We start from the raw sequence: 9,745 nt of genomic DNA, 5'->3' as shown, positions 1-9,745 counted from the left end.
CAATTGGCCGCCGGCTTGCCCTGCATTGGTTCAGCGGCAGCCGGCTGGCGCTTGACCTCGAGGCAAAGCCCGGCATCAATACGGGCCTGGCTTGTGGTTTTGGGGGAGAAAAAATGCGTGCGATGATTTGCACTGCGACATTGCTTCTGTCGGCTGGCGGGGCTCTTGCGAGCGGCGGCATCTGGTGCTCCGCCGAGGATGCTGCGGCGATATTCCAGGTCGAAGCCGGCGTCACCAGGGGCATGGGAGGGCCGACGTTCAATTTTCGCGGTGATCTCGAAATTCTCGGCAGACCTGCCGGCGACAGCCTGCGCAAGACCGTCTTCGAGGATTCGAACCTGACGCAATACTGGCTCGACGGCGAGGAATTGCGGCTGAACATCTATCACGAGCACGAAGTCGCTGAACGTATCAACTCGGTCGAACTGACGATCCTGACCAAGACCAGCGACGAGGGCGTCTATGACGGGCGCTATACGCTCGCCATCTACGACGCCGCGGCGGATACGGACCAGGACGGCAAGCCGGTTGAAGTCAAAGGCAAAGTATCCTGCGGGGCAGAATAGTCGAGCCTACGCCGTGATGTCGATGACGCCGCAGTCGCCGGCGGCGCTGCCGAAGACGATACGGCGCTCTTCCCCGTCCCACATCATCGCGGTGATGGCGCCCTTGCCGGGGCGGCGCAGCAGCACTTCCTTGGCGTCGGCGAAGCGCACCGCCATCACCATGCCGTCGTCATAGCCGATCGCCACCACATCCTGGCTCGGATGGCAGGCGACCGTGGTGACCATGGCGTTGCCGCGCGTGCCGAGCTCCAGCGGCGCCTTGCCCATCGGGCCGTCCTTGCCGGTAAACGGCCAGACGATCGCCGCCGGCGCGCCCGAGCTCGCCAGCCATTTGCCCTTGGGCGCCCATGACAGGCTTTTGACCTTTGCCGGATAGCCGCTCATGCGCATGTGCTTGCCATCGGCGAGCTTCCAGCCATGCAGCGCGTTCTCCTGCATCGTGGTGACGAGGAAGGCGCCGTCCGGCGAGAAGGCGATGCCGGTATGGGCGCCGGCCCATTCGAGCTCGACCGGCTTGCCCTCGGCGGCGGGGAAATGCAGCGTCGCGCCATTGTAGCGGGCGACACCGAAACGCATGCCCTTGGGCGAGAAGGCCAGCCCCTCGACCGAGCGCGGATGGGCGAACTCCTTGGTCTTGCCGTCGGCGAAGCGCACGAAGGCGGTCTTGCCGGATGCATAGGCGATCGCGCCCTGCGGCCCGGCGGTGACGCTGGTGATCCATTTTTTGCCGGCGCTCGCCAGTTCCTGGACGTTGCCGCCCGCGGTGATCGAAAAGACCTTGCCATCCTCGCCGCCGGTGATCAGCCGATCGTTGGCCGCGTCATGGAAGGCGGCAAGCAGCCCATCATTGGCCTGCGCGGTCTTTTGCCCGTTGTCGAAGCGGTGGATTGTGCCATCGGCGAGCGCGAAATGCGGCACATCGCCGAGGAAGACGGCGGCGACGCAATGGCCTTCGAGATCAAGCGGGGCGACTGTGGGCATGGCTATCTTTGTCTGGTGAAAGTGCAGAAGGCGGCTTACTCGACGTTTGTACGTCCGGCAACCATGAGGGGGATAATCGCCAGCGATGGCGCCGCCCCTCATTGTCCTGCCGGACATTTCTCCCCGTATAGTGACGGGGAGAAAGAGGGTTGTCGCGGATGATTTCGCCAATCTTCAGCGCTACAGAATAGGCGTCGACATTGCGGCCAGCCTTCTTCTCCCCGTCACTATACGGGGAGAAGGTGCCGGCAGGCGGATGAGGGGCGGCGCCAACGGTTGGAAATTGTCGCTACAGAATGCTTGGCAGTGCTTTGATGACCCTAAGCAGCCTGTCCTCCTCCCGAACGTTCAAGCCGCCTGGCAGGCCTCGAAGCTCTTGCGCAGCCGCTCGGCGTCGAGTTCGCGGCCGATGAAGACCAGCCGGCTCTCATGCTTCTCGCCATCCTTCCAGGCGCGTTGGTGGTCGCCCTCGATGATCATGTGCACCCCCTGGATGACATAGCGCTCATCGTCGCCCTTGAGCGCGATGATGCCCTTCAGTCGCAGGATGTTCGGACCTTCCATCTGGGTGATCTTCTCGATCCACGGGAAGAACTTCTTCGGGTCCATCTCGCCGCCGCGCAGCGACACCGACTGCACCGTCACGTCATGGATGTCGGAAGCATGCGCGTGGTCGTGATGGTGATCGTGGTCATGGTGATCATGGTCGTGATCGTGGTGGTCGTGATCGTGGTCGTGCGCTTCGAGGAAATGTGGGTCGTTCTCCAGCGCGCGGGCAAGGTCGAAGGCGCCGCGATCGAGCACCTCGGCCAGCGCCACCCCGGCACGCTGGGTGCGATGGATCCGGGCCGCCGGGTTGATGGCGCGGATCGTCGCTTCGACCTTGGCGAGTTCGTCCGGCGTGACGAGGTCGGTCTTGTTGAGCACGACGACGTCGGCGAAGGCGATCTGGTCCTCGGCCTCCTTGGAATCCTTCAACCTGAGCGGCAGGTGCTTGGCGTCTACCAGCGCCACCACCGCGTCGAGCTTGGTCTTGGAACGCACGTCGTCGTCCATGAAGAAGGTCTGCGCAACTGGCACGGGGTCGGCCAAGCCGGTAGTCTCGACGACGATGGCGTCGAAGCGGCCGGGACGGCGCATCAGGCCTTCGACGACGCGGATCAGGTCGCCGCGTACCGTGCAGCAGACGCAGCCATTGTTCATCTCGTAGATTTCCTCGTCGGATTCCACGATCAGGTCGTTGTCGATGCCGATCTCGCCGAACTCGTTGACGATGACGGCATAGCGCTTGCCGTGGTTCTCCGACAGGATGCGGTTGAGCAGCGTCGTCTTGCCGGCGCCGAGATAGCCGGTCAGCACGGTTACGGGAATCTGCGTCTGCGCTTGGCTCATGTCTTGCCTCAAAAGTCTTCTCGCCTCGGAATTCCGGGCTTCGAAAAGGGGAGTGTCGGCTCCATATAGGATGTGTGCCACGCTTTTGCACGCGGCAAACCGATGGGCCAGCCAGGCAGGCCAGAAAGGCGCCAGATGTCCGACAAGCGAGCTTCCTTGCCAATCTCCCGGCGCCGGGCGCTCGGCCTGATTGCCGTCACCGCCGGCGGCGGCAGCTTTGTGCCGTCCACCGCGCCTGCCGCGCAGGTTTCGCCCTATGCCGGGCTTGCCCTTTTCGATGCCGGCGCCGGCGTCTGCGCCATCACGCCAGAGGCGACCGAGGGGCCGTTCTATTTCGACCCGAAGCTCGAACGCGCCGACATCACCGAGGGAAAGAGCGGTGTCGGTCTGACTGTCACGCTGCAGGTGGTCGATGCCGCCTGCCGCCCGCTTGCAGGGGGGCGCGTCGACATCTGGCATTGCGACGCGCAAGGCCACTATTCCGGCTATCCGGGCCAGGGCGATGGCGAGGATGTCGACACGTCGGGCCAGATCTTCCTGCGCGGCTGGCAGAAGACGGACGAAAGCGGCATCGTGTCCTTCGCCACCATCTATCCCGGCTGGTATCGCGGCCGAACCACCCATATCCACTTCAAAGTCTTCCCGGACGATCGCTCGGTGATGACCGGCCAGTTGTTCTTCCCCGACGCGCTCAGCGACCAGATCTTTTCGACCGTTTCGCCCTATGCCGAGCGCGCCGGCAAGCGCGACACATCGAACGCGCAGGACGGCATCGCGAGACGCTCGGGACCGCTGTCGCAGGCCGCCTTGCGCGAGGCGGCGGACTCCTACCAGGCGCTCCTGGTCGTCGCGGTGAAGTCCGTCTGAGGCTGGTTTGCACGCCTCGACGCGCCCGCCGGAAAGCCTTCCTCCAGGGGAAAAGTCGTTTGTCATCTAACTGAAATAAACATCTGGCATCACCACGGCGGACGTCGCAATGCTTGCCGGCAAAGCTGTTCTGCAAGCCGGATTCTTTTCGATCGTCGATTGCCAACCGGCAGGCAGCCTCTATGCTGTCGCCACCGGTTCGGCCGAAGAGGGATGACCATGGCCAAGGCGGACAAGACAGCGACAATGAGCCGGCTGCATTCGGCGGCGCGACTGGCGCGAACGGCGCTCGCCGCCCGGCTTTTGGCGCATGGTTTCTATGCCGGCCAGGACCAGATCATGCTGGCGCTCGACCGCGAGGACGGCCAGACGCCGGGCAACCTCGCCGGCCGTCTCGGCGTGCGCCCGCCGACCATCACCAAGACCATCAATCGGCTGCAGGCGCAAGGTTTTCTCGAAAAGCGCGCCTCCAACGCCGATGCCCGACAGGCGCATATCTTCCTCACCGATACCGGCCGCGAGACCATCCGCGCCATCGAGAAGTCGGTGAAGAAGACCGAAAAGCAGGCGCTGAAGGGCCTCGACAAGAAGGACCAGAAGGCGCTGTTCAAGCTGCTCGCCCGGGTCGAGGCCAACCTTTCCAACGAAGATCTGGTGCTCATCGACGACGACGCCGAACTCGATGATTAACGAGCGACGCGTCAGCGTCGTCTCGCAGCGACGCGTAGGCGCGACGCGAAGCGTCGTCGCGGTGCAGTGCGCCAGCGTTGCCCTTCAAGTAGCGCCCTAGCATCGGCGGCTTAGCGGAAAGGGCCACGACGCTGCGCGTCGCGCTTACGGAACAATGCCAACGTGGGTGGGTTGAGCGACGACGCTGCGCGTCGCGCTTACGGAACAATGCCAACGTGGATGTGTGGAGCGACGACGCTGCGTGTCCCGCTTCGCACCAGCATCGACCAACGCCCGGGCGTAAGCCCGAACGCCTTCTTGAAATGACGGTTGAAATGGCTCTGGTCGCTGAAGCCGGCGGCAACGGCGATTTCGGCCAGCGGCTCGCCAGCCTCGATCATCCGTCGTGCCCGCTGCAGCCGGCGCATTACAAGGAAGCGGTGCGGGCTGGTGGCGTAAGTGGCGCGGAAATGGCGCGAGAGCGCGTAGCGGTCGAGGCCGGTAACGGCTTCCAGCTCACCTGACCGCACCGGCCGCCCGGCATTCTCTTCGAGATAGTCGCGCGCAAGCGCTGCTGCGCGCCATGCAGTCATTCCCATCGGCTTCGCCGGCTGTCCGGCATGTCGGCCCAGATTCCGCGCCAGCTGCGCGATGAAATCGGCGACGAACAGCTCGTCCAACTCTTCCTGCAGCAGCGCCAGCGCCGACAGCAGCGTGCCGCGCAGCGCCGGGTCGCTCACCACGGCGTCCGCGACGAAAGGCAGCGGCTCACCATCCAGGCAGTCAATGAGCAGCGACGGTTCCAGATAGAGGATGCGATAACGCAGTCCTTCCTCCGTGCCGGCGCCGCCATCGTGCAGTTCGTCGGGATGCAGCACGATCACCTGGCCGGGCAGGCTGTGCCGCAGCGCGCCGCGATAGTGGAAGCGCTGGACGCCATCGAGCGTCACGCCAATGGCGTAGGTGTCGTGGCGGTGCAGTTCGAAGGCGTTGCCGTGGAAGCGCGCCTCGATGCGTTCGATGCCAGTGCCGCCCGGCGCCGACACGATACGGTCCCCGGGAGCGACCTCGCCCGAGCACGAACGTTCAAGACCCTGCACAGGCTCTGCGGCTAGATCGTGCGCCATAGCTTCAACCAGGCCTGTCATAGGCCGCCTCCCGGAGACTTGAATCTTGGTGTTCGATACGAAATTTGCAATCGTGCTCAGGGACGATCTCGCCGTCTGGCAGAAGCTCAATGTCACCGCGTTTCTCACCAGCGGCATCGTCGCTCAGTTTCCGGAGATCATCGGCGAGCCCTACCGCGACCGTGCCGGCAACATCTACAACCCGCTGTCGATCCAGCCGGTCATCGTGCTGTCGGCGGACGGGCCGACGCTGAACGCGATTCATCGCCGGGCGCTGGAGCGCGGGGTGACGGCATCGGCCTATGTCGAGGAGATGTTCTCGACCGGGCACGACGCCGCCAACCGCGCCGCCTTCGCCGAATTCGCGCCCGAAGACGCCAGGGTCGTCGGCATCGCGCTCCGTGCCGAGAAGAAGCTCGTCGACAAGATCACCAAGGGCGCCCGCATGCAGTCATGATTCAGGCCGGCAGCGCTGGTCCACGGCAGCGCCTCGACTGAGCCTGTCCGGGACGCTTGTTGGGCCAGTCGCTTTTGGCTTGCCGGCCAGCGGCGATTGCCGCAAAAGGGTGGCGTCTACCTTTCCCCGGCCCGACTTTGAGCATTCCCAAAAATCAAGACGACAGCGCAACGCCGCCAGCGGCGATGCTTTTGATGCTGTGCGTGTACGTCTGCTTCACCTTTCTCGACACCAGCAGCAAATATCTGGTGCTGGCCGGCGTCTCGGCGCTGATCGTCGCCTGGGCTCGCTTCATCGTTCATGTGCTGCTTGTCGGCGTCTTCCTGCGCGGCTGGCGCGCGCCGTCGCGTTTTCGCGCCAGGAACCTGCCCGCGCACATCCTGCGCGGCGCCTTCCTGTTCGGCTCGACCATGTGCAACATCTTCGCGCTGCGAACCTTGCAACTGGCCGAGACGACATCGATCTACTTCTTCGGGCCGATGGTGATCACCGCGCTTGCCGGTCCGCTGCTTGGCGAATGGGCGGGCTGGCGGCGCTGGCTGGCGATCCTGACCGGCTTCGTCGGCGTGCTGATCATCACGCGGCCCGGCGTCGGCGTGTTCGGCATCGGCCATCTCTTCGCGCTCGGCTCGATGCTGTCGAACAGCTTCTATGTCATCATGACCCGCCGCATGTCGGCGAGCGAGACTTCCGAAAGTCTGATCCTGTTTTCGGCGCTGGCGCCGGCGGTGCTGCTCCTGCCCACGCTGCCGTTGTCGCATGCCTTGCCGCATGACGCGTGGCACTGGTTCATCCTCCTGATGCTCGGCGTGTTCGGCGCCACCGGCCATTGGCTGCTGGTGCAGGCTTATCGCCTGGCGACCACCACGGCGCTCGCCCCCTACCCCTATTCGCAGATGGTGTGGATGATCATCTCCGGCTGGGTCATCTTCAACCAGTTCCCTGACCGCTGGACGCTGCTGGGCGCAGCCATCATCGTCGCCAGCGGCCTTTACATCATCCATCGCGAACACCGGCTTCGCCTGCGCAACAGCGCCACGCTGGACGCAGAGGCCGAAGCCCTGGCAAAAAAACTTTGATTTGCCCCGGATCGATGGCATAAGAGCCGCCTTTAAACAGTTTAAATCGGTTCGAGGAGCGAAGGGGCTGGCACAGAAGATCAAGCTTTCGACGATCGCAGATGCGCTCGGTGTGTCCACGGCCACGGTGTCGCTGGCGCTGCGCGACAGTCCGCTGGTGGCGGGCAGCACACGCGACCGCATCAAGGAACATGCCCGCGCCATCGGCTATATCTACAATCGCCGCGCCGCCAGCCTGCGCACCTCGCGCTCCGGCATTGTCGGCGTCGTCGTGCACGACATCATGAACCCGTTCTTCGCCGAGATCCTGCGCTCGATCGAGAGCGAACTCGACCGCAGCCGGCAGACCTTCATCCTGTCCAACCACTACGACCAGCTCGAAAAGCAGCGCACCTTCATCGACACGCTGCTGCAGCTCGGCGCCGACGGCGTCATCATGTCGCCGGCCATCGGCACGCCAGCCGAGGACATCGTCATGGCCGAGGACAACGGCCTGCCGGCGGTGCTGATCGCGCGCAGCGTCGCCGGGGCCGACGTGCCGGTCTTCCGCGGCGACGACGCCTACGGCACGGCGCTGGCCACCAATCACCTGATCTCGCTCGGCCACAAGCGCATCGCCATGATCGGCGGCACCGATCAGACGTCGACCGGCCGCGACCGCTACCAGGGTTATCTCAACGCCATGGAGGCGGCGGGGCTGGAGGTCAAGCCGTCCTGGCGCATCGCCGGCCCGCGCACCAAACAGGCCGGGTTCGAGGCCGCCGGACAGTTTTTGGCGCTGAAGGACAAGCCGACCGCGGCCTGCTGCTGGAATGACCTCGTCGCCATCGGGCTGATGAACGGCATCGCGCGCGCCGGCCTGGTGCCGGGCGTCGACATCTCGGTCACCGGCTATGACGATCTGGAGGAGGCGGCAATCGCGACACCGGCATTGACCACGGTCTGGAATGGCCAGCGCGAGGTCGGCCGGCGTGCCGCCAGCGCGCTGCTCGACAAGCTCAATGGGCAGACGGTGCGGCCGTCGCAGGAACTGATCAAGCCGGAACTGCATGTGCGCCAGTCGACCGGCAAGCCGGTGGAGCGTGGATGACGAAGGCTGAACAGTTGCAGACCGTCGCCGTTCTGGTGCCGGGGCATTTCAACGACCACGCGGTTGAGCGCATCGACCGCACCTTCAAACGGGTCAGGATCGAACGCGCCGATGCGGCGCTGGTCACCGACGAAATGCGCCGTACGGTGCGCGCCATTGCTTCCTTCGCCGGCATCGATGCGGCGATGATGGATGCATTGCCCAACCTCGAACTCATCGCCTCTTTCGGCGTCGGCTATGATTCTGTCGATGCCGGCCATGCGGCGACGAAAAACATCATGGTCACAAACACGCCGGACGTGCTGACCGAGGAGGTCGCAGACACCACGATCGGCCTTTTGATCAACACCGTGCGCGAGCTGTATGCCGCCGAGAAATGGCTGCGCGACGGCAACTGGGTGAAGAAAGGCAGCTACCCGCTGAGCCGGCTGACCTTGCGCGGCCGAAGTGTCGGCATTTTCGGCATGGGCCGTATTGGGCAGGCCATTGCCCGGCGTCTGGAGGCCTTTGGATTGTCGGTCGCCTATCACAACCGGCGCCGCGTCGAAGGTCTTTCCTACCAGTACCATCCGACGCTGAAGGGCCTTGCCGACGCGGTCGATACGCTGATTTGCGTGGTACCGGGCGGCGCTTCCACGGAGAAGGCGATCAACGCCGAGATCCTGTCGGCGCTCGGCCCAAACGGCGTCTTCGTCAACATCGGCCGGGGTAGCACGGTGGACGAGACGGCGCTTGCCGCAGCGCTCGCCAGCGGCACGATCGCCGCCGCCGGCCTCGATGTCTTTGCCGACGAGCCGAACGTGCCCAAGGCGTTGCTGGTAGCGCCCAACACTTCACTGCTGCCGCATGTCGGCTCGGCCTCGCACCACACGCGCCGCGCCATGGCCGATCTCTGTGTCGACAATCTCGTATCCTGGTTCAGCGAGCGCCGGCCGCTGACGCCGGTGCCGGAGACGGCGCAGGTCAGGCCGCGCGGCTGACCCGCCCCGCCACACTTGTTAACGCCCGATTAACCCTTTTGAAATCATTCTGCATACTTCGTTATGCATAGGCAAAAGCCGCGGCGCGGTTCGGGCCTTGTACATGAAGGCAGGTTTGAAGCGCGCCGGCGCGCCTCAAATGCACGGAGAGATCGGGTGAAGCTTATTCCTGCGTTGATGGCGGCGGCCGCGGTGGCCGGTGGCGTCCAGCTCTTTCACGGCGGCAGCGGCGAAAGCATCGCCAGTGAAACAGCCTCCTCCAGCAGCTACCGGCTGACCGCCAATGGCGACGAGGCGGCCTGCGCTGTCCGGCGCGGCGCCAATATGTCGGACGGCCTGTCGCTGCTGACCGTCGCCCCGAACTGCCGCAAGCTGCTGCCCGGCATCGAGCGGGCGAAATTCTGGCGCGAAGAGGCTGACGGCACGGTCGCCTTCAGCGCGAACGGCATCGATCCGATCGTCACTTTCAGCGTGGCCGATGGCGACGGCTACGAGTCCTACGCCCCGGTCACGCCGCTTCTGGCGCTGAGCCACGAT

The 9,745-nt window shown here is 64.6% G+C and carries 11 protein-coding genes; 8 read left to right on the top strand and 3 right to left on the bottom strand.

The window, feature by feature from the left end:
- On the top strand, positions 1 to 566 hold a 566-nt coding region (locus EN781_RS15805), incomplete at its 5' end, for a hypothetical protein (RefSeq protein ID WP_245492600.1).
- A gap of 6 nt (positions 567 to 572) precedes the next feature.
- Here the strand turns inward: EN781_RS15805 and EN781_RS15800 are convergent.
- Both EN781_RS15800 and EN781_RS15790 read right to left on the bottom strand, forming a co-directional pair.
- The gene (locus tag EN781_RS15800; RefSeq protein WP_126056986.1) at positions 573 to 1,547 is read right to left on the bottom strand and encodes a WD40 repeat domain-containing protein; all 975 of its coding nucleotides are present in this window, start codon (positions 1,545 to 1,547) and stop codon (positions 573 to 575) included.
- Positions 1,548 to 1,895: 348 nt separating this feature from the next.
- Positions 1,896 to 2,939, bottom strand: coding sequence for a GTP-binding protein (locus EN781_RS15790; RefSeq protein WP_126056987.1), 1,044 nt, complete (start codon positions 2,937 to 2,939; stop codon positions 1,896 to 1,898).
- Positions 2,940 to 3,074: 135 nt separating this feature from the next.
- On the opposite strand from EN781_RS15790, the gene EN781_RS15785 reads away from it, so the two are divergent.
- Both EN781_RS15785 and EN781_RS15780 read left to right on the top strand, forming a co-directional pair.
- On the top strand, positions 3,075 to 3,806 hold the full coding sequence (locus tag EN781_RS15785) for an intradiol ring-cleavage dioxygenase (protein ID WP_126056988.1): 732 nt from the start codon (positions 3,075 to 3,077) through the stop codon (positions 3,804 to 3,806).
- Positions 3,807 to 4,025: 219 nt separating this feature from the next.
- Positions 4,026 to 4,496, top strand: coding sequence for a MarR family winged helix-turn-helix transcriptional regulator (locus EN781_RS15780; protein WP_126056989.1), 471 nt, complete (start codon positions 4,026 to 4,028; stop codon positions 4,494 to 4,496).
- A 197-nt stretch (positions 4,497 to 4,693) separates the two neighbouring features.
- On the opposite strand, the gene EN781_RS15775 is transcribed toward EN781_RS15780, so the two are convergent.
- The gene (locus tag EN781_RS15775; RefSeq protein ID WP_127400131.1) at positions 4,694 to 5,602 is read right to left on the bottom strand and encodes an AraC family transcriptional regulator; all 909 of its coding nucleotides are present in this window, start codon (positions 5,600 to 5,602) and stop codon (positions 4,694 to 4,696) included.
- 49 nt (positions 5,603 to 5,651) lie between these two features.
- Between EN781_RS15775 and EN781_RS15770 the strand changes: the two genes are divergently transcribed.
- The 5 genes from EN781_RS15770 to EN781_RS15750 form a co-directional block, all read left to right on the top strand.
- On the top strand, positions 5,652 to 6,059 hold the full coding sequence (locus EN781_RS15770) for a DUF2000 family protein (RefSeq protein WP_126056990.1): 408 nt from the start codon (positions 5,652 to 5,654) through the stop codon (positions 6,057 to 6,059).
- Positions 6,060 to 6,253: 194 nt separating this feature from the next.
- Complete coding sequence (locus tag EN781_RS15765; protein ID WP_189347604.1) at positions 6,254 to 7,138, top strand: DMT family transporter; 885 nt, start codon at positions 6,254 to 6,256, stop codon at positions 7,136 to 7,138.
- Positions 7,139 to 7,205: 67 nt separating this feature from the next.
- Positions 7,206 to 8,228 (top strand): LacI family DNA-binding transcriptional regulator, encoded by a 1,023-nt coding sequence (locus EN781_RS15760; protein ID WP_126059266.1) that lies wholly within the window; start codon positions 7,206 to 7,208, stop codon positions 8,226 to 8,228.
- Positions 8,225 to 9,208, top strand: coding sequence for a 2-hydroxyacid dehydrogenase (locus EN781_RS15755; RefSeq protein WP_126056992.1), 984 nt, complete (start codon positions 8,225 to 8,227; stop codon positions 9,206 to 9,208). The genes EN781_RS15760 and EN781_RS15755 overlap by 4 nt, the downstream gene beginning before the upstream one ends.
- Positions 9,209 to 9,364: 156 nt before the next feature.
- On the top strand, positions 9,365 to 9,745 hold a 381-nt coding region (locus EN781_RS15750), incomplete at its 3' end, for a hypothetical protein (protein ID WP_189347602.1).

This window comes from Mesorhizobium sp. M4A.F.Ca.ET.090.04.2.1 (assembly GCF_003999085.1).
Classification (GTDB): Bacteria; Pseudomonadota; Alphaproteobacteria; order Rhizobiales; family Rhizobiaceae; genus Mesorhizobium.
Note: the sequence above shows the minus strand (reverse complement) of the source record. Positions and strands in the feature narration are given on the sequence as shown.

Bases quoted from the DNA above. Each gene is read 5' to 3' on its own strand.
- EN781_RS15800 (WP_126056986.1), bottom strand. From the start codon at position 1,547: ATGCCCACAGTCGCCCCGCTTGATCTCGAAGGCCATTGCGTCGCCGCC.
- EN781_RS15790 (WP_126056987.1), bottom strand. From the start codon at position 2,939: ATGAGCCAAGCGCAGACGCAGATTCCCGTAACCGTGCTGACCGGCTAT.
- EN781_RS15785 (WP_126056988.1), top strand. From the start codon at position 3,075: ATGTCCGACAAGCGAGCTTCCTTGCCAATCTCCCGGCGCCGGGCGCTC.
- EN781_RS15780 (WP_126056989.1), top strand. From the start codon at position 4,026: ATGGCCAAGGCGGACAAGACAGCGACAATGAGCCGGCTGCATTCGGCG.
- EN781_RS15775 (WP_127400131.1), bottom strand. From the start codon at position 5,602: ATGGCGCACGATCTAGCCGCAGAGCCTGTGCAGGGTCTTGAACGTTCG.
- EN781_RS15765 (WP_189347604.1), top strand. From the start codon at position 6,254: ATGCTGTGCGTGTACGTCTGCTTCACCTTTCTCGACACCAGCAGCAAA.
- EN781_RS15755 (WP_126056992.1), top strand. From the start codon at position 8,225: ATGACGAAGGCTGAACAGTTGCAGACCGTCGCCGTTCTGGTGCCGGGG.